This is a genomic window from Kitasatospora sp. NPDC057965, from assembly GCF_042887135.1.
Classification (GTDB): Bacteria; Actinomycetota; Actinomycetes; order Streptomycetales; family Streptomycetaceae; genus Kitasatospora.
Map to the genome: position 1 here is coordinate 147,249 of NZ_JBHVPZ010000013.1, position 22,178 is coordinate 169,426.

General features: G+C 74.2%; 23 protein-coding genes. 10 read left to right on the forward strand and 13 right to left on the reverse strand.

Annotation, left to right across the window (positions count from 1 at the left end; genetic code table 11):
• Positions 1–224: 224 nt before the first annotated feature.
• Positions 225–2,168, forward strand: a complete 1,944-nt coding sequence (locus tag ACFVVU_RS18860; RefSeq protein ID WP_387791017.1) for a glycerophosphodiester phosphodiesterase family protein — start codon at positions 225–227, stop codon at positions 2,166–2,168.
• Between the two features lie 174 nt (positions 2,169–2,342).
• Here the strand turns inward: ACFVVU_RS18860 and ACFVVU_RS18865 are convergent, their stop codons facing one another.
• The 5 genes from ACFVVU_RS18865 to ACFVVU_RS18885 form a co-directional block, all read right to left on the reverse strand.
• Entirely contained in the window at positions 2,343–2,867 is a 525-nt protein-coding gene (locus ACFVVU_RS18865) for an AAA family ATPase (protein WP_380680252.1), read from the reverse strand.
• 142 nt (positions 2,868–3,009) lie between these two features.
• Positions 3,010–4,101, reverse strand: coding sequence for a bile acid:sodium symporter family protein (locus ACFVVU_RS18870; protein WP_387791019.1), 1,092 nt, complete (start codon positions 4,099–4,101; stop codon positions 3,010–3,012).
• A complete protein-coding gene (locus ACFVVU_RS18875; RefSeq protein ID WP_387791020.1) occupies positions 4,098–4,412 on the reverse strand; it encodes a hypothetical protein in 315 nt (104 codons plus the stop codon). The genes ACFVVU_RS18870 and ACFVVU_RS18875 overlap by 4 nt, the downstream gene beginning before the upstream one ends.
• Positions 4,409–5,299, reverse strand: coding sequence for an oxaloacetate decarboxylase (locus ACFVVU_RS18880; RefSeq protein ID WP_387791022.1), 891 nt, complete (start codon positions 5,297–5,299; stop codon positions 4,409–4,411). Before ACFVVU_RS18880 ends, ACFVVU_RS18875 begins: the two co-directional genes overlap by 4 nt.
• A 214-nt stretch (positions 5,300–5,513) precedes the next feature.
• Positions 5,514–6,416: a LysR family transcriptional regulator gene (locus ACFVVU_RS18885; protein WP_380680240.1), complete on the reverse strand. Its 903-nt coding sequence runs from the start codon at positions 6,414–6,416 to the stop codon at positions 5,514–5,516.
• A 114-nt stretch (positions 6,417–6,530) separates the two neighbouring features.
• Between ACFVVU_RS18885 and ACFVVU_RS18890 the strand changes: the two genes are divergently transcribed.
• The gene (locus tag ACFVVU_RS18890) at positions 6,531–7,361 is read left to right on the forward strand and encodes an oxidoreductase (protein ID WP_380680237.1); all 831 of its coding nucleotides are present in this window, start codon (positions 6,531–6,533) and stop codon (positions 7,359–7,361) included.
• A 75-nt stretch (positions 7,362–7,436) separates the two neighbouring features.
• On the opposite strand, the gene ACFVVU_RS18895 is transcribed toward ACFVVU_RS18890, so the two are convergent.
• The 3 genes from ACFVVU_RS18895 to ACFVVU_RS18905 all read right to left on the reverse strand — a co-directional run bounded on the left by ACFVVU_RS18895 (position 7,437) and on the right by ACFVVU_RS18905 (position 10,194).
• Positions 7,437–8,393 (reverse strand): acyltransferase domain-containing protein, encoded by a 957-nt coding sequence (locus ACFVVU_RS18895; protein ID WP_387791024.1) that lies wholly within the window; start codon positions 8,391–8,393, stop codon positions 7,437–7,439.
• A gap of 154 nt (positions 8,394–8,547) precedes the next feature.
• Positions 8,548–9,378, reverse strand: a complete 831-nt coding sequence (locus tag ACFVVU_RS18900; protein WP_387791114.1) for a class I SAM-dependent methyltransferase — start codon at positions 9,376–9,378, stop codon at positions 8,548–8,550.
• 273 nt (positions 9,379–9,651) lie between these two features.
• Positions 9,652–10,194, reverse strand: coding sequence for a PadR family transcriptional regulator (locus ACFVVU_RS18905; protein ID WP_387791116.1), 543 nt, complete (start codon positions 10,192–10,194; stop codon positions 9,652–9,654).
• A gap of 175 nt (positions 10,195–10,369) precedes the next feature.
• Here ACFVVU_RS18905 and ACFVVU_RS18910 point away from each other — a divergent pair, with 175 nt between their 5' ends.
• The 5 genes from ACFVVU_RS18910 to ACFVVU_RS18930 all read left to right on the forward strand — a co-directional run bounded on the left by ACFVVU_RS18910 (position 10,370) and on the right by ACFVVU_RS18930 (position 13,995).
• Entirely contained in the window at positions 10,370–11,734 is a 1,365-nt protein-coding gene (locus ACFVVU_RS18910; protein WP_387791026.1) for an MATE family efflux transporter, read from the forward strand.
• Positions 11,735–11,773: 39 nt separating this feature from the next.
• Complete coding sequence (locus ACFVVU_RS18915) at positions 11,774–11,974, forward strand: hypothetical protein (RefSeq protein WP_387791028.1); 201 nt, start codon at positions 11,774–11,776, stop codon at positions 11,972–11,974.
• Between the two features lie 20 nt (positions 11,975–11,994).
• Positions 11,995–12,849, forward strand: coding sequence for a hypothetical protein (locus ACFVVU_RS18920; protein WP_387791031.1), 855 nt, complete (start codon positions 11,995–11,997; stop codon positions 12,847–12,849).
• An 86-nt stretch (positions 12,850–12,935) separates the two neighbouring features.
• The gene (locus ACFVVU_RS18925) at positions 12,936–13,514 is read left to right on the forward strand and encodes a DUF4240 domain-containing protein (protein ID WP_387791032.1); all 579 of its coding nucleotides are present in this window, start codon (positions 12,936–12,938) and stop codon (positions 13,512–13,514) included.
• A gap of 151 nt (positions 13,515–13,665) precedes the next feature.
• Positions 13,666–13,995 carry a hypothetical protein gene (locus ACFVVU_RS18930; RefSeq protein ID WP_380680219.1) on the forward strand — a complete coding sequence of 110 codons (330 nt, stop codon included), beginning with the start codon at positions 13,666–13,668 and terminating at the stop codon, positions 13,993–13,995.
• Between the two features lie 148 nt (positions 13,996–14,143).
• Here ACFVVU_RS18930 and ACFVVU_RS18935 read toward each other — a convergent pair whose 3' ends face one another.
• Positions 14,144–15,604 carry an MFS transporter gene (locus ACFVVU_RS18935; RefSeq protein WP_387791034.1) on the reverse strand — a complete coding sequence of 487 codons (1,461 nt, stop codon included), beginning with the start codon at positions 15,602–15,604 and terminating at the stop codon, positions 14,144–14,146.
• Complete coding sequence (locus ACFVVU_RS18940) at positions 15,601–16,224, reverse strand: TetR/AcrR family transcriptional regulator (RefSeq protein ID WP_387791037.1); 624 nt, start codon at positions 16,222–16,224, stop codon at positions 15,601–15,603. Before ACFVVU_RS18940 ends, ACFVVU_RS18935 begins: the two co-directional genes overlap by 4 nt.
• Before the next feature lie 74 nt (positions 16,225–16,298).
• Between ACFVVU_RS18940 and ACFVVU_RS18945 the strand changes: the two genes are divergently transcribed.
• Complete coding sequence (locus ACFVVU_RS18945; protein ID WP_387791039.1) at positions 16,299–16,487, forward strand: hypothetical protein; 189 nt, start codon at positions 16,299–16,301, stop codon at positions 16,485–16,487.
• Between the two features lie 55 nt (positions 16,488–16,542).
• On the opposite strand, the gene ACFVVU_RS18950 is transcribed toward ACFVVU_RS18945, so the two are convergent.
• From ACFVVU_RS18950 to ACFVVU_RS18960, 3 genes are all read right to left on the reverse strand, one after another.
• Complete coding sequence (locus tag ACFVVU_RS18950) at positions 16,543–17,874, reverse strand: cation:proton antiporter (RefSeq protein ID WP_380680207.1); 1,332 nt, start codon at positions 17,872–17,874, stop codon at positions 16,543–16,545.
• A gap of 7 nt (positions 17,875–17,881) precedes the next feature.
• Positions 17,882–18,367: a TrkA C-terminal domain-containing protein gene (locus ACFVVU_RS18955; RefSeq protein WP_355361085.1), complete on the reverse strand. Its 486-nt coding sequence runs from the start codon at positions 18,365–18,367 to the stop codon at positions 17,882–17,884.
• 236 nt (positions 18,368–18,603) lie between these two features.
• A complete protein-coding gene (locus ACFVVU_RS18960) occupies positions 18,604–18,783 on the reverse strand; it encodes an antitoxin (protein WP_355361082.1) in 180 nt (59 codons plus the stop codon).
• A 229-nt stretch (positions 18,784–19,012) separates the two neighbouring features.
• Between ACFVVU_RS18960 and ACFVVU_RS18965 the strand changes: the two genes are divergently transcribed.
• Together ACFVVU_RS18965 and lpdA are read left to right on the forward strand one after the other, a co-directional pair.
• Positions 19,013–20,503, forward strand: coding sequence for a M28 family metallopeptidase (locus ACFVVU_RS18965; protein ID WP_387791118.1), 1,491 nt, complete (start codon positions 19,013–19,015; stop codon positions 20,501–20,503).
• Positions 20,504–20,666: 163 nt separating this feature from the next.
• The gene (lpdA, locus tag ACFVVU_RS18970) at positions 20,667–22,079 is read left to right on the forward strand and encodes a dihydrolipoyl dehydrogenase (RefSeq protein WP_380680203.1); all 1,413 of its coding nucleotides are present in this window, start codon (positions 20,667–20,669) and stop codon (positions 22,077–22,079) included.
• Positions 22,080–22,178: the final 99 nt, after the last annotated feature.

The following is a 22,178-nucleotide window of genomic DNA, read 5'->3' on the forward strand; positions in this document are numbered from 1 at the left end:
CCGCCCGGCGTGTTGCACGGAGCGCAACGTCGCAGGTCCGCCGGGCGCTGCCGCCACCGGACCGCCGCAAGGGCCGCCGCAAGGATCGCCTGCGCATCGTGCGGAAGCGAACCGGCCATGGACGGCAAGGATTCCGCCACCGCCGCCAACCGCACGCGCAATGGTCACGAACGGTTTTCGGAGTGGTGGCTTCCGGTTCGGTCGCCGTCCCTAGCGTGCCGCCCATGACACAGAGTCACCGCCCCCACCGTGCACGCCGAACCGGTCTGCTGGCCGCCGCCGTCGCCTCCGCACTGAGCCTCACCACCGTCGCGCTGACCTCCCCGAGTGCCGCCTCCGCCGAGCCCGCCGCCCCCGCCGTGGCGCCCGCCGCCCCGGCCGCCGGCGAGGTCGTCGTCGACGAGCACTTCGCCGGCCCGGCCCTCCCCGCCGGCTGGAACGCCGTCGAGGGCGACTGGAAGATGGAGAACGGCCGGCTGGTCGGCACCTCCGCCAACTCCGGTCAGCAGAGCCGGATCACCTTCGGCCGCCACCTCGACGACTTCCGCATCGAGGCGACCGCCCGCTTCGAGAGCGCCCAGGACGCCGCCCGCTGGACCGCCTTCGGCCTGGACGTCCCCGCGAGCGGCGCCACCCCGTGGTCGATCGCCACCATGCGCTCCGGCACCACCGCGAGCAACGGCCTGGAGTTCGCCCAGCGCACCCCCGCCAACAGCTGGAACGTCACCAACACCGGCTCCGCCCCGACCGCCGCCGGCACCGGCCGTGACGTGCGGATCGCCGTCGAGGTGCACGGCACCACCGCCCGCTGGATCTTCGACGGCAAGGAGGTGATGCGCACCACCCAGGTCGCCCGCACCGCCGACGGCGGCCAGGCGCTGGTGGTCAACGGCTCGAAGGTCTCCTTCGACGACCTCAAGGTGACCGCGCTCGCCCCCGGTGGCTGGCTGCGCCCCGCCGGCTCGCCGCTCACCGTGTTCGCCCACCGCGGCGCCTCCTCCGCCGCCCCGGAGAACACCCTGGACTCGGACGAGGTCGCCCGGCGCGGCGGTGCCGAGTGGATCGAGAACGACGTCCAGCCCAGCAAGGACGGCGTCCCCTACGTGCTGCACGACGACACGGTGAACCGCACCACCAACGGCAAGGGCCGCATCCGCGACCTGACGGCCGCCCAGCTGGACGCGCTGGACGCCGGCTCCTGGTTCGGCCCGACCTACGCGGGTGCCCGGGTGCCGAGCCTGGCCGCCCAGCTGGAGGACCTGCGCACCCGCGGCGGCAACCTGCTGCTGGAGATCAAGGGCGCGCACACCCGTGACGAGGTCGCCCGGATCGTCAAGGAGGTCCGCGACCACGGCATGACCGGTCGGGTCTTCGTGCAGAGCTTCGAGGTCGACGCCCTGCGCTACACCCGCGAGCTGGCCCCCGAGCTGCCCCTCGGCCTGCTGCGCGGCGACCTGGACGCCGACCCGGTGGCCATCTCCAAGGAGCTCGGCCTGTCCGCCTACAACCCGGCCGACGGCGCCCTCGCCTCTCGCCCCGGCGTGGTGAAGGACCTGCACGCGGCCGGTGTCGCGGTCAATGTCTGGACCGTCGACTCGGCCGCCCGCTGGAAGGCCCTGGAGGCCGCCGGCGTCGACGGCATCATCACCAACCGCCCGGCCGAGCTGGCCGGCTGGAACTCCGCCTGGCTCCAGGGCGGGACCGTCACCACCCCGCCGGCCGCACCCACCGTGGCGATCACCTCGCCGGCCTCCGGCGCGACCCTGGACCGCGCCCAGCAGCCGGTGACCGCCGTGCAGGCGAGCGGCGCGGACACCGTCCGGCTCACCCTGGACGGCAAGGAGCTGCCGGCCGGTTCGCCGCTGGACACCACCGCGCTCACGCTCGGCAAGCACACCCTGCGGGCCGAGGCCACCGGCCCCGGCGGCCGCGCCGAGACGAGCACCGAGTTCACCGTCGCAGCCACGCCGACCGGCCTGGCCTCGCTGGTGCTCACCTCCGGCGCCGAGCGCAACGCCGTCGCCACCCTCACGGTGATGCTCGGCCAGGGCCAGTACCAGCCGCTCGCCCACTGGGCCGACAACCAGGCCGGCCGCACCATCCCCGCCGACCGTGCCCGTCTGATCGCCGCCGACGCCCGCGCCCTGGACGCCGCCCCGCGCGGCTGACCCTCGTACCCCCCGCTCCACCCCGGGGACCTCGCGCCGCCAGCGCGGCCCGAGGTCCCCACCCGTTTCGGCCTCGTCAACCCCTCTTGCCTCCTGTCCCTCCGATCGATCGGCCGCCGACGCCGATACGGACATCGGGTGGAAGAGGGCCGCTCGTGGGGCCGTGATCAAGCCTCAGCCGTTGATGGCCTCCACGATCTGCAGCGCGGCCTGAGCGGGCGTGAGGTGCGTGGTGTCGACGACCTCGGCCTCGTCGTGCAGCCAGGTACGGGCCGCCTCGGCGTAGGGCTCAAGGTGCTGGAGGCGGAACCATGAGTCGGGGCCGACCACAGTGTCCCCCGCGATGCGCGCGCGGAGGGTCTCCTGGTCGGCGTGGAGGACGAAGTGCCGCACCGGAATGGCGTGTTGGGCGAGGCCCCCGCTGATCTCGCGCCAGTACTGCTCGACCAGGACAGTCATCGGCATCACCAGAGTCCCACCGGTGTAGTCGAGTACGCGGCGGGCGGTCTCGACGACGAGCGGCCGCCACGGCGGCCAGTGCTGGAAGTTGTCCGTCCTGGGCAGCCCCGGTGTGATGTCCATGAGCGTCTCGCCGACCTTCTCCGCGTCGAACACCCGTGAATCCGGGATCAACTGCTGTACGAGGGCGCTGGTGGTCGTCTTGCCTGCACCGTGGGTTCCGTTGAGCCATACGATCATGGGTCTGACGCTAGCGGTGTTCAGCCCGCAATCTGGTGCCAATCACAGCACAGGACTGTTCTGGGGCGGGGTTGGGAGTGTCGAAATCGGCCGGGTTGGGCGGGGCGGGCCAGGAGGAGCTCGCCCGCGTCGCCCGGGGGTGTCAGGCGGCTTCGGGAGAGGCACGAGTGGGAGGGGGTGACTCCTCGCCGGCCGGTTCGTCGTTGTCCGGTGCCCGGGCCCAGCGGGCGGCGAGCAGGGCGCCCGCCACGAGCTGGAGTTGGTGGTACGTCATCAGCGGCAGGACCAGGAGCCCGGCCTGCGGGCCGAAGAGGACGGTGGCCATCGGCAGACCGCCGGCCAGGCTCTTCTGCGACCCGCAGAGCACCGCCGCGATCCCGGAGGCCCGGTCGAGGCCCAGCAGACGCGCGCCGAGCCGGACGCCGGCCAGCACGACCGCGAACAGGACCAGCAGGACCGCCCCCAGGCCGAGCAGGGCGGACGGCGTGACGGTCGACCAGACGCCCTGTGCCACTGCGCCGCTGAACGCGGTGTAGACGACCAGCAGGATCGAACCCCGGTCGACCGGGGCGAGCAGCCGGCGGTACCGGCCCAGGAAGCCGCCGATCCACGGCCGTAGCAGCTGCCCGAGCAGGAAGGGTGCGAGCAACTGGGCGCAGATCCGCAGCAGGCCGTCGGCCGACAGCGCCGCGTGGGCCCCCAGCAACCAGGCCGCGAGCAGCGGCGTCAGCACCAGGCCGACCAGACTGGAGTAGGTGCCGGCGCAGATCGCCGCCGGTACGTTCCCGCGTGCGGCGCCGGTGAGCGCCACCGAGGACTGCACCGTGGACGGGACCACGCAGAGGAACAGCACACCCGCCCGCAGGTGCTCGGTGAGTGCGCCCGGTACGAGCACCGTCACGGCCGCTCCCAACGCCGGGAACAGGACGAAGGTGCAGGCCAGCACGAGCCCGTGCAGTCGCAGGTGGCGCAGCCCGGCGACCGTCTCACGGGCGGAGAGCCGGGCGCCGTACAGGAAGAAGAGCAGCGCCACCGCGAGGCCGCAGGCCAGTTCGGCGCCCCGCGCCGCCCGTCCGGTGGCGGGCAGCAGCGCGGCCAGCGCCACCGCCCCGGCCAGCGCCGCGACGTACGGGTCGAGCGCGCGCCACCACCGGCGGCGTCGTTCACCGCTCACGGCCGGGCGGCCCCGGGCCTGCGCCGCGGGCGGTGCCCGGTGCTGACGGGCCGTGGTCATTCCCCGCTCTCTTCGTCCGTCTCCGGGAGCGCCAGGGCGGTGCCCAGCAGACCGGTCGCCACGGCGGTGGAGCCGTCGTGGTCGCTGCCGGCCGAGCCGCGCCCGATCTGAAGGTCGGCCGTTCGGTCGATCTCGATGATCGAGTCCGCCCGGGAGTTGTCGATCACCGTGACGAGGCTGCGCTCGGCGGACGCCTCCGGTGCGAGGACGCAGCCGATGACCGCCCAGGCCCAGGCTCCGGCCAGCCCGGTCGCCGTGGCCAGCCCGGTCGTCATGGCGAGCCCGGGGGAGTCGGGCCTCCGGAGCGTCACACGCCCACCTCTTCACGGGCGGACGGGCGCGGGATGTTCCGTTCCAGCAGTTCGGTGGACTCGCGCACACCGATCTCCCGCCGCTGCCCGGCGGCGGCCGGCAGCCGCCCGTCCGCCACCTTGAGCCCGGCGAGCGCCTCGTCCATCGCCTGGTGGGCGGCGAACAGGCAGGGCGTGCTGTAGATGGCGACGTCCACCCCGAGCGTGCCCAGCTCGGAGAGCGACAGCCGGGGCGACTTGCCGCCGGCGATCTGGTTGAACAGCAGCGGTTTGTCGCCCACCACCCGGCGGATCCGCCGGATCCAGTCCTCGCTGCGCACGCCGTCGACCAGCACCACGTCCGCGTCGGTGGCGGCGAGGGCCTCGGCCCGGCGCAGGATGTCGGCCTCCTCGGTGGCGTCCGTGCGGGCCACCACGACGAGGTCGGTGCGGGCGGCGAGGACCTGGTCCAGCTTCTCCAGGTACTCGTCGAGGGGCAGGACCTGCTTGCCGTCGGCGTGGCCGCAGCGGCGCGGCCGCTTCTGGTCCTCCAGGATGATGCCCGAGGCGCCGATCCGCTCCAGGCGCCGCACCACGTGGCAGGCCACCTCGGGGTCGACGTAGCCGTCGTCGATGTCGACCAGCAGGTGGTGCCGGGGGAAGGCGCCGCGCAGTCGCTCGACGAAGGCGACCATGTCCGGCCAGGCGATGAAGCCGATGTCGGGCAGGCCGTAGTAGGAGGCCGCGAAGCCGAAGCCGGAGACGAACATGCCGTCGTAGTGCGCGGCCGCGATGGAGGCGGAGTACATGTCGTAGACACCGATGAGCGGGGTCGTCCCCGGGGCGGCGATCCGCTCGCGCAGCCGCTGCCCGTAGCCGTGGTGAAGGTTCCCGTGACGCAACGCCATCTCCTCGTCTGCCAGGGGCCCGTGCGCGACACGCACGGTCCTTTGCCATGAGTTGGCCATTCCTAGGGCCAACTGAGACGCCATCACTATGCGCTCTTTAATGTTCCGTGGGCAAATCTTTAAATGAAGTTCCCTCGTTGGAGTGAATGCAGTCATATGAGTACGAGAAATGCGATGAATTTGCCCGCCGCCCCGCCGCCCCGCCGCCCCGCCGCTATCCGGCGACCGTGGCCCGGCACGCGTCGGCGTACGCCCGCACCAGCGGCCGGTGCTCGTCCTCACGGCGCCAGGCCAGCACGTAGCGGCAGGCGCCGACGCCCCTCACCGGGCGGGTGGTGACACCGCCCAGGGTGATCAGCGGGGCGTTGCCCGCCGCCACCAGGCAGACGCCGAGGCCGGCGATCAGCGCCTCGTAGGTCTCCTCCACGCCGGCGATCTCCGCGCCGATGCGCGGCGGCCGGCCGCCGCGGGCCTCCAGGGCCAGCCAGTGGTCCCGCAGCGGCCCCGCGCTCGCGGGCAGGGCGAGGAACGGCTCGTCGGCCACCTCCGCGAAGTCGATCCCGGCCCGGGCGGCGAGCGGATGCGTGTCGGGCAGGGCGATCAGCCGGGGCTCCTCGGCGACCAGCGTCCACCCGAAGCGCTCCTCGTCGGGCAGCGGAAGCCAGACGAAGGCGACGTCCACGCCGCCGTCCGCCAGGCCCGCCGTCGGGTCCTCCCAACTCACCTGGCGCAGCCGGGTGGCGGCCTCCGGGTGCGCGGCACCGAAGCGCGAGCGGACGGCCGGGAGCAGGCCGCCCCGGGCCGGACCGGTGCTCATGCCCACCACGAGCGTGCTGCGCTGCTCGGCCTTGGCCGCCTCCACCGCCGCCGCGCCCTCCGCCCAGGCGGCCAGCACCCGCCGGGCGTGCGGTAACAGGGCCCCGCCGGCGGCCGTCAGCGCCACTCCGTGCCGGTCCCGCCGGAACAGCTCCGCGCCCAGCCGCCGCTCCAGCGTCCGGATCTGTTTGCTCAGCGCGGGCTGCGACAGGTACAGCCGTTCGGCGGCACGGGTGAAGTGCAGTTCCTCGGCGACGGCGACGAAGCAGCGGAGGTCTCGGGCATGGACGTCCATGGTCATAACCGTTGGTTATCACCGCGGATCTTGGACGGGCAACGGAATTCGGCGGCACCCTGATCGGTGTCAGGAGTTGCCCGATCAACGGGATCCACCGGATCCAACGGGGAGTATGTCGTGAACAAGGTATGGCTGGTCACCGGTGCGAGCAGCGGCTTCGGGCGGGCGATCACCCGGGCGGCCGTCGCCGCCGGCGACGTGGTGGTCGGCGCGGCCCGGCACCCGGAGGCGCTGGACGACCTGGTGGCCGCGCATCCCGACCAGGTGGCGGCGCTGCGGCTGGACGTCACCGACACGGCCGCGATCGAGGAGGCCGTCCGGGGCGTCGTGGCCCGGTACGGACGGATCGACGTGCTGGTGAACAACGCGGGCCGCACCCACGTCGGCGCCGTCGAGGAGACCACCGACGAGGAGCTGCGCCGCCTGTTCGACCTGCACTTCTTCGGCCCGGCGGCCCTGGTCCGGGCGGTGCTGCCGCACCTGCGGGAGCGGCGCTCGGGCGCGATCGTGCAGATGAGCAGCGTGGGCGGGCAGCTGTCGTTCGCGGGCTTCGGTGCCTACAGCGGGACCAAGTTCGCACTGGAGGGCCTGTCCGAGGCGCTGGCGGACGAGGTGCGGGAGTTCGGCATCAAGGTCCTGATCGTGGAGCCGGGCGCCTTCCGGACCTCGTTGTTCGAGACCGGCCGGGCCGGGGTCAGCGCGGACAGCGGGGTGTACCCGAAGGTGGAGGGCACCCGCGCCATGGTGGCCGGCGGGGACGGCTCGCAGCCCGGCGACCCGGCCAAGGCGGCGGCGGTCATCCTGGCCGCGCTGGAGGCGGAGTCGACCCCGCTGCGGCTGCCGCTCGGGGAGGACTCGGTGAGCGCCGTCCTCGCCCACCTCGACCAGGTCCGGGAGGACGTCGCCGCCTGGGAGGAGCGGTCCACGGCCACCGCCTTCGACGTCTGAGCCGACCGGGGCTCGATCGGGCCCGATCGGGGCCGGCCGGGAGCCGACCGGTGCCGATCGGGAGCCGGCGGCCGCTCAGAGCGCGAGCCGGCCGCCGCACACGTACCAGTGGCCGCCCGCCCGCAGGTGGTCGACCAGGGCACGCTGGACGACCGTGTCCCGGGGGAGCGACTCCAGCGGCCGATCGACGTCGCCGAAGACGTACCGCAGCGGATTGGTGTCCTCGGGTACGTGCGGTCGGCCCGGCCGCCGCAGCGGGGCGAACCGCCGCTGGAAGCGCAGGATGTTCGAGTCGTCCGGCAGGTAGTCGGCGAGCTGCGGGTCGAGCAGCCAGGAGAAGACGCAGGCGTTCCGGTACGGCTCGCCCGGGAAGTACCGGGGGAAGAACGCCCGGGCCCGGTCCAGCGCGCGGTCGCACGCCTCGGGGGAGAGCGGGCCGCAGTGGTCGGGGATGTGCACCTGGAGGGTCCACTCGTCGGCCCCCGCCGCCCGCGCCGCCTCGGCGTCCGCCCCGGTCAGCCGGCGGCGCTGGAACTGCAGCCGGCCGAGCTGGAAGAGCTCGCCCCGGAAGTGCAGCGTCAGCCAGCGTGGATTGCCCAGCCCGGAGTGGCCGCGCCACCGGCTCACCACGAGCTGCCGGCCGAGGTCGGCCAGCGTCGACCGGGTGACCTCCGGTGGGACGTCGAGCGCGCGGTGGTGGGCCCGGGTGTACGGGGCCAGCGCGGTGAAGAGCAGCGTCGCGAGGCCCGCGCCGTCCGCGACGCCCGCCGGCCAGTCCCGGTCGATGCCGGCCGGTTCCCCGAGCGTTCCCACGGCGCCCGCCTGGGCGTGCAGCGTCTCCTCGAAGAGCGCCCGCAGTCGCCGGTCCCGGACCAGCCGGGTGCGGGCCGCCAGCAGGCCGTTCACCTCCTCGAACGGCACCGAGAGCGCCAGCAGCGCCTCGGCCAGGTCCTCGTCGGCCGGAAGGCGGGGACCCTCGGGCGGGCCGGGGGCGTGCGGCTGGTCGGACGGGTACGGCGGTCGTGGTTCCACAGGGCCTCCACGGTGCGGGATCGCTCCGCCGGCCGGGTCGGCGGGCGTACCGGCCGACCCTAACCGCGGTCCCCTGGCGCGCCGGTGGGCGTCCGAGCAGCGGGACCGGCGCAGCTGCGTGAACACCGGCGCGCGGCCGCTGGTGCGGGAGTGGCTACCGGCCCCGCCGACCACCGGTCCCGCCCGGACGGGACCCTTGCCGCTCCCGCAGCGCTCGCAGTCCCCGCCGGACGGCCCGGGTGGCCGCCGGCGGCAGCAGGTCGAGCAGCAGCCGGCGCGGGCCCGAGTGCGAGACCGCGGGCCGCGCGGCGACGTTCAGCCGCAGCACCCGCCGGTCCGCGATGGCGTCCTCGTCGACGGTGAACCCCTCGGCCCGCCAGTCCCGGGTGAGCAGGGCCTCGCGGACCGGCTCCGGATCGCCCCACGTCCCGTAGAACTTCATCGGGGTCAGCAGCACCGGTCGCAGCCCACCGGTGAACACCGCCTGCCAGACCGCCGCCGATACGCCCGGGGTGTGCTCCGAGCGGTAGTCGTCCAGCGCCACCAGCCCGTCCGGGGCCAGCGCCTGCCGCGCGACCTCGATGTCCCCGGCCACGTGCTCGTAGAGGTGGGAGGCGTCGACGTGGACGAAGCGGCAGCTGCCGGCCGGGATGCGACCGTCGGCCAGCACGGAGGCCGGCGCCTGCACGATCGTCGGCAGTTCCGGGTGGAACGCCAGGTAGTTGGCCTCGAACCCGCGCCTGGTCAGCGAGGACCGGTAGGACATCGTCATCTCGGCGTCGTTGTCGGCGTCGCCCGCGTCGGAGTCGAACAGGTCGCAGACCGTCAGCCGCTCGCCCGGCCGCAGGTGGTCGCCGAGCAGGACGGCGCTGCGCCCCAGGTAGCTGCCGAGTTCGAGGATGTCGCCGGTGAGCCCGGCCGTGCTCTGGGCGGTGAGCAGGTGGTGGAAGGCCTCCTGGTCGAGCCGGAAGAACCAGCCGGGAATGTCCGCCGGGTGCGCCGGACGGGGTGTGTCCGGGGTGGTGGCGGGGCGGGCGGCGGGGCGGCGGGCGGCCGGCTGGTCGGAGGCGGCGGTCTCGGCACTGGGCACGGCGGTCTCCCTGGGGACGGGACTTGGGCGGGCGCGGGGCGGGCCCGTGCCCTGGTCACGCGCGGCGGTGCCGTGGTACCGGACGGATCGGCCGTGGTGGATGGCGGCTCATCATAGTCACGCCGCACCCGGCCGGGACCGGTTTCGGCCGGAGCGTCCGGCCGCTGTTCACACGTTCGGCGCGTCGCCCTCCAGGGCGGCGATCGTCTCGGCCAGCCACGCCCGCTCGGCCGCTCCGGAGGCCCGGGCGACCAGCAGCATGCCGCGCCGGAACGGATCGCGCTCCCGCTCGGCGGTGACCGGCCGGCCGTCGGCGTCGTGGAAGAAGCTGCTCGGTGCCTCCAGGAAGGCGAGCCGCCGCCGGAGCACCGCGGCCTGCCGGGCCGGGTCGTCCAGCCGGTCCAGGAAGGCCGCGACGGTGAAGAAGCGGATCTGGTCGGAGATCTCGACCTCCTCCGGATCGGCCAGCCGGCGCTCCAGCTCGGCCCGCCCCTCGGCGGTCAGCTCCAGCACCTGCCGGGGGACGGCCCCGCTGCCCGGCTCGCTGCGCCGACGCAGCAGCCCGGCCTTCTCCAGGCGGGTGATGGCGGGGTAGAGCGCGCCGTCGCTGACCGGCCGGGCGTGGCCGGTCAGGCCGGTGACCCGGGACTTCAGCTGGTAGCCGTGCAGCGGTTCGTCGTACAGGAACCCGAGGATCGCGAGCGTCAGCACGGTCGAGGCCTCTCCGTCGTCGTGGCGTTCCGTCCGAGCCGGCGTGCGCGCCCTGCGGTCGCGCGCCCCGTACACGGACAGCATGGTACCTCTTGTCGATGTGCATCGATTCGATGTATCTCTATTCGAGGCCGATAGGGGACGGCCGCGGCCCGCGGGACCACGGGGAGGAAGCATGCGGGGACATCTGCCACGGCTCGTCGCGCTGGCGGGACCGGTCTACGGCGAACTGCTGTCGGGGGTGGTGGCATCGGTCATCGGCACCTACTGGGTGGCCGGACTCGGCGGGCCCGCCGTCGCCGCCGTCACCCTGGCCGGCACCGTGGAGAACCTGCTGCTCGGCCTGGTCCTGGTGGTCGCCTCGGGGACGACCGTGCGACTCGCGCGGGCCCACGGGGCCGGGGACGGGGCCGCGGCCGCGCGGGTCGCGGGCGCGGCCTGGCGGCTCTGCGCGCTGGGCAGCCTCCTGCTCGCCGTCCCCGGTTTCCTGCTCCGCGAACGGCTCGCGGGGGCCTTCCTGGACGGTGAGGCCGCCACCCTCGCCGCGGACTGGTTCACCGTGGCCTTCCCGGCCTTCGTGCTCTTCTTCGGCCAGCGGGTGGCCGACGAACTGTTCAAGGGCGCCGGTGACACCCGGACGCCGATGCGGGCGGCGCTGCTCTCCAACGCCCTGCTGCTCGTCCTGGACCCGGTGCTGATCCTCGGACCCGGCCCGTTCCCCGCGCTCGGCGTGACCGGCGCCGCGCTCGCGCTGTCCCTTTCCCGGGCGGTCGCCCTCGCGGTCACCCTGCTGCTGCGGCGACGCCGCCGGCTGCCGGCTCCGGCGGGCGGGCTGCTCGCCGAGGCCCGCGCGATCACCGCCGCCGGTGCGTCGTTCGGCCTGGACTTCACCGCGCGGATGGGCGTCGGCACGGTCCAACTCGCGCTGGTCTCCTCGTTCGGCGTCTCCGCCGTGGCCGGCTACGGGGTCGGCTACCGCGTGCTGCTGATCGTCACCATGGCCTTCTACGCCGTCCGGCAGGCCGCCACCATCGAGGCCGCCCGTCTGGCCGGGGCGGGCTCCGCCGCGGCCGTGCGCTCGCTCGGCCGCGACACCGCCGGGCTGGCCGCCCTCCTCGGCGCGGGCGCCGCCGTTCTCTGCGCGGCGGCCGCGGTGCCGGTCGCGGCGCTGTTCGCCGACGACCCGGCGGTGGCCGGTCACGCGGTCGGCTTCCTGCGGATGGCCGGGTTCTACCTGCTGCCCTACGCGCTGGTGGTCGCCCTCGGCGGGGTGCACCAGGCGGCCGGCGGCGGCCGGCCGGTGGTGCTCGCCGTCCTGCTCGGTCTCGGCGCCCAGCTCGCCTCCGGAGCCGCCCTGTCGGGCCCGCTCGGCGTCCGCGGGATCTGGGCCGGTATGACGATCGGCGCCCTCGTCCAACTCGCCCTGTTCCGCCTCCTGCTGCCCCGCCCCCGGCCGGACGCGGGCGGCGCCGGGCCCGCCGCCGATGCCGCTGAACGGGCGTCAGAAATTCGCTTGAGCGATCGAAGGGCGGCTGCTTAAGCTGCACACGATCGATCTCCCGAAAGCGAAGGTGGAGCCATGGAGCTGAGCACTCGTCACACCGCCCTGATCGGCGCGGCCACCGCGGCGCTCGCCGCCGCCGCGGTGGTGAGCGGCGTGAGCGCGGTCCAGGAGCCCGCCACCGCTCCCGGCATCGTCGTCGAGGCGCACATCGGCATGCTCGGCCAGGTCGGCGACGGGCTGGACGGGCTCGCGGTCCAGGACCACATAGCGCTCTGATCCGCCACCGGACACCGCCCGTGAGCGCGCCGACCACGCTGACCGTGCCGACGGTGCTGCCGGTGCTGCCCGAAGGTCCCGGCGACCACCCGGACGGTCCCGCCGGTCCCGGCGACCCCACCGCCCGGATGGTCGCCGCGACGGCCGAGCGGCTGATCCGCCTCTGGGACGGCCGGCCCGAGCTGCGCCACCCCGGGTGGGCACGGCCCTTCCGTCAACTCGGTGACCTGCTGCCCGCGCAGGACGTCGAGTTCGCCGCGCACAACCCGCAGATGGTGCCGCTGCTCTGGTACCCGGCGCTGCGCCACGGCAGCGGGGCGAGGCCGGTGATCGATGTGTTCGACCACCTCCCCGCCGGGTTCGGCCCGCCGCTGCCCCGGCGGCAGGAGCTCTCCCGGGTCTACAGCTGGGCCCTGGCCTCCCGCACCGCCGTGGACTGGATCGCCGACCGCCTCGACGGCCGTGGTCTGCTGGAGGTCGGCGCGGGGAGCGGCTACTGGGCGGGGCTGCTGCGCGCCCGCGGCATCGACGTGCTGGCCACGGACGCCGTGGCCGACGCCGGACACAACGGGTTCACCGACCGCTTCCAGTACACCGAGGTCCGTCCCGGCCGGGCCGCCGAGGACGCCGCCGCCCACCCCGACCGGGTGCTCGCCCTGCTCTGGCCCCCGCACCGGGACCCGATGGCCGCCGATGCCCTGCGCGCCTACCGCGGCCCCGGCGTCCTCTACCTCGGCGACCGCTCCGGTGGCCTGTGCGCCGACCCGGCGTTCTTCGCACAGCTCGCCGCCCACTGGCGCCCGGTGTCCCGCTGTCGCCTGACCCTCCGCTGGCTCGGCAACCACGACACCGCCACCTTCTTCGTCCGCCGCTGATCCGTCGCTCATCCGCCGTCGATCCGCTGTCGCGGTCCCCGTGGGGTCTCTCGGGTGTGTCAGTGGTGGTTGCGATCCTGTGCGGCATGGACGACAAGACCTTCTGGGCGCTCATGGACGAGCTGAGCAGTCAGCCTGGTGACCGGCACGAACGGCTGGAGTGGCTGCGCGGGAGGTTGCGGCGCAGGCCGGCCGCGGAGGCGGTGGAGTTCCAGGCACGGCTGGAGGCCGCGTGCGCGGCGGTTGCCACGGACGCGCTGTGGCGGGCGGTGCGCCGGATCGAGGGCGGCCTGTGCTCGGACGACGGCTTCGACTACTTCGCGCTCTGGCTGGTGGCCCAGGGGCGAGGGACGTACCGGGCGGTGCTCGCCGATCCGGACGCCCTCGCCGACGTCGCCGAGGTGCGGGCCCTGGTGGGGCGGGACCTGCGGGAGTGGCATGACGACGAGTGGCCGGAATGGGAGGAGCTCGACTACGTGGCCCAGGAGGCGTTCGGTGAGCTGACGGGCCAGGAGGACGACGGCTGCGAGGCGTTCCACGCGGCCCTGGACGCCGTCCAGGAGGCATGGGCGGAGCCCGAGGACGAGTCCGGCGCCGCGGCGGCCACCGTACGGGCCGGGACACCCCGGCTCGACGTGCTCTTCCCCGAGGGAGCCGGCTCCTGATCGCTGACGCGGCGCCGACACTCGCCGCCGATCCGCCGCTCGGACGGTGGTGGGGCCGCCGGTACGACGTGGTCATGCGAATGGGCGGTTACCCTGACGGATCGTGTGGGAACTGTTGGCGGAGTTCCAACCCCACCGAGGAGGACCTCCCATGAAACGACTGCTCTGCGCTGCCGCTGCCGCCGCCACGATCCTGTGCCTGACCGGTGTCGGCGCCGCCGCCGCGGCCGACACGGACCCCAACTGGGCCGCCTTCGGCTCGGGCGACGCGGCCTGGCCCACCGACGGGGCGGACTCCAACTGGGCCGCCCTCGGCACCGGTGGGCAGTGGTCCACCGATGGCGCGGACTCCCCCTGGGCCGCGCTCGGCTCGGGCGACGCGGCCTGGCCGACCGACGGGGCGGACTCCAACTGGGCCGCCCTCGGTACGGACGCTCCCGCGCCGGACGCCGGTGCGTCCGTCGAGCAGCCGACGAACTGATGCCGGTGCGACGCACTGAACGGCAGCCCGCCGGGAGCCGCGCCCCCTCACGGTAGGCCCGACCCCGTCGCCCGGCTCGGCCCGATCGCGGAAACGCGGTCGGGCCGAGCCGTTTCAATACCCCACGGACGGACCGACGGCCGGCCGGTCACGCGGCGCGTGCCGCCGGGAGCCGGGTGGCGAGCAGCGCTCCGCCGGCGGCGGTGGCGGCCAGTACGGCGAGGGCCGGGGCGAGGGCGTCGACCAGGGGGCGGCCGGCGGTCAGGGTGGTGGCGGCGGCCACGCCGAGCGCGGGCCCGATGTTCATCGCGGTCTGCTGCAACCCGCCCGCCACCCCGGCCGCGTGGACCGGGGCGGCGCGCACCAGCGCGGCCGTCGCCGTCGCCATCACCGCCCCGAAGCCGGCGCCCAGCAGCAGGAACGCCACACCGAGCACGAGTGCCGGAGTGCTCGGACGCAGGGCCGCGACCGCGAGGGCGCCCGCCGTGATCGAGCACATCCCGGCGACGACCGTGCGGCGCGGCCCGTGACGCCGGGTCAGCAGTGCCGACGCGGGCGCGGCGGCCACCATCGCCACCGCCAGCGGCAGCGCCCGGAGCGCACTGGCGAGCGGGTCGAGGGCCAGCACGTCCTGCAGGAAGTAGGTGGCGAGGAAGAGCGTGCCGAACAGCGCGGCCGAGGCGGCGAGCAGCACACCGAGGGCCGGCGCCACCGCCGGAGCCCGCAGGACGGCCGGCGGCAGCAGTGGGGAGCGGGCGCCCCGCTCGTGGCGGACGAAGGCCGCGGCGAGGGCGGCCGAGGCCGCGAGCCCGAGCCCGCTGCCCGGTGTCGGGCCCCGGTCCGGCAGGCCGGTCAGGGTGAACACCAGACAGGCCAGCGCGCCGCCGAGCAGCGCGGCGCCCGGCAGGTCCAGGCCGGCCGTGCGCTCGCTCGCACGGTCGTCGACATCGACATCGACATCGACATCGGCGTCGGCATCGGCGTCGGCATCGGCGTCGGCATCGGCGTCGGCGTCGGGAAGCGGGACCAGCAGCGCGGCCACCCCGGCCACCGCGGCCGGTGCGAGGGTCAGGAGGAAGACCGACCGCCAGCCCAGCTGGGTGGTCAGAGCGCCGCCGATCACCGGGCCGGCGGCGGCCGAGAGTCCGATCGCGCTGGTGCGCAGCGCGATCGCCCGGCCCAGCAGCTCGGCCGGGTAGGCGGCGCGCAGCAGCCCCAGGGTGGCGGGCTGGAGCAGTGCGCCCGCCGCGCCCTGGAGGACCCGGAGTCCGATCACCCAGCCGATGCCGGGGGCGAGCCCGATGGCGGCCGAGGCGGTGCCGAAGCCGAGCACGCCGACCGCGAAGACCCGGCGGTGACCGTAGCGGTCGCCGAGCCGCCCGGCGAGGACGAGCAGGGCCGCCACCGTGACCAGGTAGGCGGTGCTGGTCCACTGGACGGCGGCGAGGGAGGCGTGCAGGTCGCGCTGGAGGCTGGGCTGGGCGACGGTGAGCACCGTCCCGTCGAGGGCGACGATCGCGGCGCCGAGGATGCTTCCGGTCAGGGTGAGCCGCCGCGCACCGGCCCCGCTCACCGCGCCCGGGCCGCTCGCCACGCCGGTCCCGCTCACCGGGGTGCCGGACCGAGGTGGGCGTCGAGCGTGGCGCGCAGCACGGGGTCCAGGGCGTCGGTTCCGGTGGTGAGGGCGAGGCTGCCCCAGGCGCGGAGCTGGGCGAGGCCGTGCAGGTTGGCCCAGAGCGCCGCCGCGGCGGTGGTCGGGGACGGGTCGCCGTCACCGGTGGGCGGGTGGACCAGGACGACCAGGCGGGTGAGGGCGTCGAACAGCGGGAGCGAGGTGCGCCGCAGCTCGGCGCCGCTGCCTTCGAGGACGTCGTGGCGGAACATCAGCTCGAACATGCCCGGCCGGTCGGCCGCGAAGGCCAGGTAGCCGCGGGCGAGCCGTTCGAGCCGGGCGCGGGCCTCGGCGGGGCCGTGGACGGCGGTCGTCTCGCGGGCGCCGTCGCCGCGCAGTCCGAGGGTGCCGGCCAGTTCGTCGAAGCCGTGCCGGGCGATGGCGGCGAGCAGTTCGGCGTGGGTGGCGAAGTGGCGGCGGGGGGCGCCGTGCGAGACCCCGGCCTGGCGGGCGATCTCGCGCAGGGTGAGCGCGTGCACGCCCTCCAGGGTGAGCAGCTCGACCCCGGCCGCGACCAGGCGGGCGCGCAGGCCGGTGGGGTTGTCCTGTTCGGTCATGGGGGAGTGTCTACCAAGGCGGGGTAGACACTGTCTACTCGCATCCGGGCCCGGTCTGCGGGCACAATCGCGGCATGGACGAGGGTGGCGAGCCGGCCTGCTGGCTGGACCGGGTGTGCGACGAGTGCGGGCGGCTGCGCGAGCGGTCCGGCCCCGGCCCCTGCGAGCACTGCGGCGGCGGTGCGCGTGCCACCGAGGGCGTGCCGTCGAACAGCGAACGCGCCGAGGACGCGGAAAGCCCCGGGGCGGACCACCGGAGGTGACCCGCCCGGGGGCAGGGTGTGCGGTCGGCGCGATCGCGCGCCGTTCAGGACCCGGTCAGCGCGACAGACCGTCGAGCGGCTGACCCTCGTCCAGCGGATCCTCCCGCGGCGCCGCGGCGTCCTCCACGGGCTCCGCGGCGTCCGCCGACGTGCCCTGCACGGGGATCCGCGCCTCGGGGATCCGTGCCTCGGAGGTCCGCGCCTCGGGGGCCCAGGGACGCCGGCGCCGGGCGAGCACGGCGCCCAGCCGTTCGACGGCGGGCTGGGTGTACCGGGCGGCGAGCGGGCCGGTGACCACCAGGATGAGCACGTACGCCGTGGCCAGTGGGCCGAGGCCGGGCTCGATCCCGGCCGTGACGGCGAGCCCGGCGATCACGATGGAGAACTCGCCGCGCGAGACCAGTGCCCCGCCGGCCCGCCACCGGCCGCGGGTGGCGATCCCGGCGCGGCGGGCCGCCCAGTAGCCGGTCGCGACCTTGGTGAGCGCGGTGACCACGGCCAGCAGCAGGGCCGGGAGCAGCACCGGTGGGATGCTGGTCGGGTCGGTGCTGAGGCCGAAGAAGACGAAGAACACCGCCGCGAAGAGGTCCCGCAGCGGGCTGAGCAGGGTGTGCGCGCCCTCGGCGGCCTCGCCGGAGAGCGCGATGCCCACCAGGAACGCGCCGACCGCCGCCGACACCTGGAGCTGCTGCGCGATGCCCGCGACCAGCAGGGTCAGCCCGAGCACCACCAGCAGCAGCTTCTCCGGGTCGTCGTGGGAGACGAACCGGGAGATCACCCGGCCGTAGCGGAGTGCGACGAAGAGCACCGCGCCGGCGGTGGCGAGGGCGATGGCCAGCGTGATCGACCCCGCGACCAGTCCGGCGCCGGCCAGCAGCGCCGTCAGGATCGGCAGGTAGACCGCCATCGCGAGGTCCTCCAGCACCAGGATGCTGAGGATCACCGGGGTCTCCCGGTTGCCGAGCCGGCCGAGGTCGCCGAGCACCTTGGCGATGACGCCCGAGGACGAGATCCAGGTGACGCCGGCGAGCACCACGGCGGCCACCGGGCCCCAGCCGAGCAGCAGCGCGGCGACCGCGCCGGGTATCGCGTTGAGCAGGAAGTCGACCGCGCCGGCCGGGTACTGGGCCTTGAGGTTGGTGACCAGGTCGGCGGCGGTGTACTCCAGACCCAGCATCAGCAGCAGCAGGACGACGCCGATCTCGGCGCCGGTCGCCACGAACTCCTCGCTGGCGCTCAGCGGCAGCAGCCCGCCGGTGCCGAAGGCGAGCCCGCCGAGCAGGTAGAGCGGGATCGGGGAGAAGCCGTAGCGGCCGGCGATCCGGCCGAGCAGTCCGAGGACGAGGATGACCGAGCCGAGCTCGATGAAGACGGTCGCGGTGTGCACCCCCCGATCACCCCCGCTCCAGGATCGCCGCCGCCGCGTCCACACCCTCGCGGGTGCCGATCACGATGAGCGTGTCGCCGCCCGCCAGCCGGAAGTCCGGCGCGGGGGAGGGGACGGCGCCGGTGCGCCGCAGCACGGCGACGATCGAGGCGCCGGTCTCGGTGCGCATCCGGGTCTCGCCGAGCAGTCGCCCGTTCCAGTACGAGGTGCCGTCGACCGGGAGCCGCTCGGCGACCAGGCCGAGGTCGGTGGTGTGCAGCAGGGCCGGGTTGTGGTGGGCCGGGGTCAGGGCGTCGACCAGGGCGGTGGACTCCTCGGCGGTCAGTCGGAAGGCCTGCGAGCAGGCGTCGGGGTCGTCCGAGCGGTAGACGTTGAGGCTGCGTGAGCCGTCCCGGTGGGCGATCACGGACAGGTGCCGCTGTTCTCGGGTGGTGAGGTCGTACTGGACTCCGACACCGGGGAGCGGGGTGGTCCGGACACGGGCGATCGACACGGCGGCTGTCCTCTCGTCAGGGCGGTTCCCAGAGGCTGCGCACGGCGCGGGCACGCCGGAGCACGGGACGCCGGCGCCTGACCGCGTATGAGACGCGAACGCGCAACCGGACTAATAGTAATGAGTATGTAAAGTCTGAAAATAGTGCCCCGGTCCGTGTGTGCACCGGGAAGCGCGCACACGAACCGGGGCGGCGGGCCGGTGACTGCGTGACGGCCCGGGTTCGGGGGAGGGGGCTACTGCGGCGGGCGGTCGTCGCGCAGCTGGTCCTTGAGCTTCTCCTGGCCCGTGTCGACCTGGCCGCTGTACTTGCCCTGGGTACGTTCGTCGACCATGTCACCGGCCTTGTCGACGCCCTTCTCGGCCTGGTCCTCATGGCCCTTGAGCATGCTCTTGAGCTTGTCGAACATGGACATGTGGTCACACTCCCGGATGAGACGGCCCCACCTCTCCCAGCATCGCCGCACACCGGGGTGTCCGCATCCGGTCAGCTTGTGCGCCGGGCTTGGCAAGGGGTCGCGGAACATGTCAAATCGGGAGTCCCACGGACCGTCGGAAGGACAAGCCTTGAACGCTCGGACCGGTCGCCCGCCCGCCACCCTCCGCGCCCGCACCGCCCCCACCCGCCGGACGGCGGGCGCCGCGCTGGCGGTGGCGGCGCTGGTCACCCCGCTGCTGCTGGTCGGCACCGGCAGCGCCGCCGCCGACCCGGACCCGGCCCGCAAGGGGGCGAAGCTGGCCGCCCGCCTGGCGGAGGAGAGCAGTGCGGACGGCGCCTACGACACCCTGGAGGCGCTCCAGCGGATCGCCCGCCGCAACGGCGGCAACCGGGTGGCCGGCTCCTCCGGCCACGACCAGTCCGCCGGTTACGTCTACGAGCAGGCCCGCCGGGCCGGGCTCAAGGTGTCCAAGCAGCAGTTCGAGTACACGTACTTCAAGGAGCTGTCCGAGCGGCTCTCGGTGGTTTCCCCGCAGGCCGAGGACGTCGCGATCAAGGCGATGACCTACTCGGTCGGCGGCCCGGACCAGGGTCTGACCGCGGCGCTCGCGGTGGTCCCGGTCGACGCCACCACCGGCTGCGAGGCCGCCGACTACGCCTCCGGCGCGGTCACCGGGAAGATCGCGCTGATCCGGCGCGGCGGCTGCAGCTTCGCGGTCAAGCAGGCCGCGGCGGCCGACGCGGGCGCCCTCGGCGCGGTGATCTACAACAACGTCGAGGGCGACCTCAACGGCACCCTCGGCGAGCCGGGCCTCGGGCGGATCCCGGTCGGCGGCATCACCCAGGCCGCCGGACAGGCGCTCGCCGCCAAGGCCGCGGCCGGCCCGGTCACCGTCGCCCTGGACATCCGCACCCACATGGAGAAGCGCACCACCTGGAACGTCATCGCCGAGACCCGCGGCGGCGACCCCGACAACACCGTCGTGATCGGCTCGCACCTCGACTCGGTGCAGGCCGGCCCCGGCATCAACGACAACGCCTCCGGCTCGGCCGGCATCCTGGAGGTCGCCAAGAACCTCGCCAACCGTCCGGTGAGGAACAAGGTCCGGTTCGCCTGGTGGTCCGCCGAGGAGTTCGGTCTGCGGGGCTCCGCGGCGTACGTGAAGGCGCTCTCCGAGGCCGACCGCGCGAAGATCAAGCTCTATCTGAACTTCGACATGATCGCCTCGCCCAACTCCGCGCAGTTCGTCTACGACGGCGACGACTCCGACCACGTGGGCTCCGGCCCCGGCCCGGACGGCTCCGCGCAGCTGGAGCGGCACATCACCGACTACCTCGACCGCCGCGGCCTGCCGCACGAGGGCACCGACTTCACCGGCCGCTCCGACTACGGTCCGTTCATCGACGCGGGCATCCCGGCCGGCGGCACCGACACCGGCGCCGAGGTGATCAAGACCGCCGCCCAGGCCGCCAAGTACGGCGGAACCGCCGGCCAGGCCTTCGACCCCTGCTACCACAAGGCCTGCGACGACATCCGCAACCTGGACCTGACCGCCTTCGACGTCAACATCGACGTCATCGCGGACTCGGTGGGCACCTACGCCTGGGACCTCTCCTCGCTGCACACCCCCGTCCCGCCGCAGCGCACCGAGGGCGGCGGCCTCCAGGAGGGCCACGCGCACGAGGTCGAGGTCTGATCCGGTCCGGCCCGGCCCCCTTGCCCCGCGCGGCGGACGGGGGGCCGGGCCGGCAACCCGGTCGGGCGCCCGGCGGCGGGGGTCCGATGGGTGCGCGGGGCGGGGGCCTGACACCATGGCACCGAGATCACGACACCGTGACACCCTCGGAGGAGTCAGCACCATGAGCAGCACGCACTACGACGTCGTCGTCCTCGGCGCCGGCCCCGGCGGCTACACCGCGGCCGTCCGCTCCGCCCAGCTCGGCCTGAAGGTCGCCGTCGTCGAGTCGAAGTACTGGGGCGGAGTCTGCCTGAACGTGGGCTGCATCCCCTCCAAGGCCCTGCTGCGCAACGCGGAGCTCGCACACATCGTGACCAAGGAGGCCAAGACCTTCGGCATCAAGGTCGAGGGCCAGGTGACCTTCGACTACAGCGAGGCGTTCAAGCGCAGCCGCACCGTCGCCGACGGCCGCGTCAAGGGCGTCCACTACCTGATGAAGAAGAACGACATCACCGAGTACGACGGCCGCGGCACCTTCGTCGACGACCACACCCTGCAGGTCGCCCTCAACGGCGGCGGCTTCGAGGTCGTCACCTTCGACCACTGCATCATCGCCGCCGGTGCCACCACCCGGCTGCTGCCCGGCACCAGCCTGAGCGAGCGCGTGGTCACCTACGAGGAGCAGATCCTCACCGAGCAGCTGCCCGGCAGCATCATCATCGCCGGCGCCGGCGCGATCGGCGTGGAGTTCGCCTACGTGCTGCACAACTACGGCGTGCAGGTCACCATCGTCGAGTTCCTCGACCGGATGGTGCCGCTGGAGGACGCCGAGGTCTCCGCCGAGCTCGCCAAGCAGTACCGCAAGCTGGGCATCCAGGTGCTCACCTCGACCCGGGTCGACTCGATCGACGACAAGGACCCGGCCGCCAAGGTCAAGGTCACCGTCACCGCCAAGGACGGGCAGCAGCAGGTGCTGGAGGCCGACAAGGTGCTCCAGGCGATCGGCTTCGCCCCGCGGGTGCACGGCTACGGCCTGGAGAACACCGGGGTCAAGCTGACCGAGCGCGGCGCCATCGCGATCGACGGCCGCGGCCGCACCAACGTCCCGCACATCTTCGCCATCGGCGATGTCACCGCCAAGCTGATGCTGGCGCACGCCGCGGAGGCGATGGCCGTGATCGCCGCCGAGACGATCGGTGACGCGGAGACCATGGAGGTGGACTTCGCGATGATCCCGCGCGCCACCTACTGCCAGCCGCAGATCGCCAGCTTCGGCTACACCGAGGCGCAGGCCCGCGACCTGGGCTACGACGTCAAGGTCGCCAAGTTCCCGTTCACCGCCAACGGCAAGGCGCACGGCCTCGGTCACCCGACCGGCTTCGTCAAGGTCATCTGCGACAACACCCACGGCGAGCTGCTCGGTGCCCACCTGATCGGGCCCGAGGTCACCGAGCTGCTGCCGGAGCTGACGCTGGCCCAGCAGTGGGACCTCACCGTGCACGAGGTCGCCCGCAACGTGCACGCCCACCCGACCCTGGGCGAGGCGGTCAAGGAGGCGATCCACGGACTGGCCGGTCACATGATCAACATGTGACCGCACTCTTCCGGTGCCGGGCCCGTCCGGCGGAGGGACCGTCCTCCGCCGGACGGGCCCTGTCCGTCGGTCCGTCGGCCACCGGGTCGGCGAACCGAC

Coding starts and splice junctions, on each gene's coding strand:
- ACFVVU_RS18860 (WP_387791017.1), top strand. CDS start 225: ATGACACAGAGTCACCGCCCCCACCGTGCACGCCGAACCGGTCTGCTG.
- ACFVVU_RS18865 (WP_380680252.1), bottom strand. CDS start 2,867: ATGATCGTATGGCTCAACGGAACCCACGGTGCAGGCAAGACGACCACC.
- ACFVVU_RS18870 (WP_387791019.1), bottom strand. CDS start 4,101: ATGACCACGGCCCGTCAGCACCGGGCACCGCCCGCGGCGCAGGCCCGG.
- ACFVVU_RS18880 (WP_387791022.1), bottom strand. CDS start 5,299: ATGGCGTTGCGTCACGGGAACCTTCACCACGGCTACGGGCAGCGGCTG.
- ACFVVU_RS18885 (WP_380680240.1), bottom strand. CDS start 6,416: ATGACCATGGACGTCCATGCCCGAGACCTCCGCTGCTTCGTCGCCGTC.
- ACFVVU_RS18910 (WP_387791026.1), top strand. CDS start 10,370: ATGCGGGGACATCTGCCACGGCTCGTCGCGCTGGCGGGACCGGTCTAC.
- ACFVVU_RS18915 (WP_387791028.1), top strand. CDS start 11,774: ATGGAGCTGAGCACTCGTCACACCGCCCTGATCGGCGCGGCCACCGCG.
- ACFVVU_RS18925 (WP_387791032.1), top strand. CDS start 12,936: ATGGACGACAAGACCTTCTGGGCGCTCATGGACGAGCTGAGCAGTCAG.
- ACFVVU_RS18930 (WP_380680219.1), top strand. CDS start 13,666: ATGAAACGACTGCTCTGCGCTGCCGCTGCCGCCGCCACGATCCTGTGC.
- ACFVVU_RS18940 (WP_387791037.1), bottom strand. CDS start 16,224: ATGACCGAACAGGACAACCCCACCGGCCTGCGCGCCCGCCTGGTCGCG.
- ACFVVU_RS18945 (WP_387791039.1), top strand. CDS start 16,299: ATGGACGAGGGTGGCGAGCCGGCCTGCTGGCTGGACCGGGTGTGCGAC.
- ACFVVU_RS18960 (WP_355361082.1), bottom strand. CDS start 18,783: ATGTCCATGTTCGACAAGCTCAAGAGCATGCTCAAGGGCCATGAGGAC.
- lpdA (WP_380680203.1), top strand. CDS start 20,667: ATGAGCAGCACGCACTACGACGTCGTCGTCCTCGGCGCCGGCCCCGGC.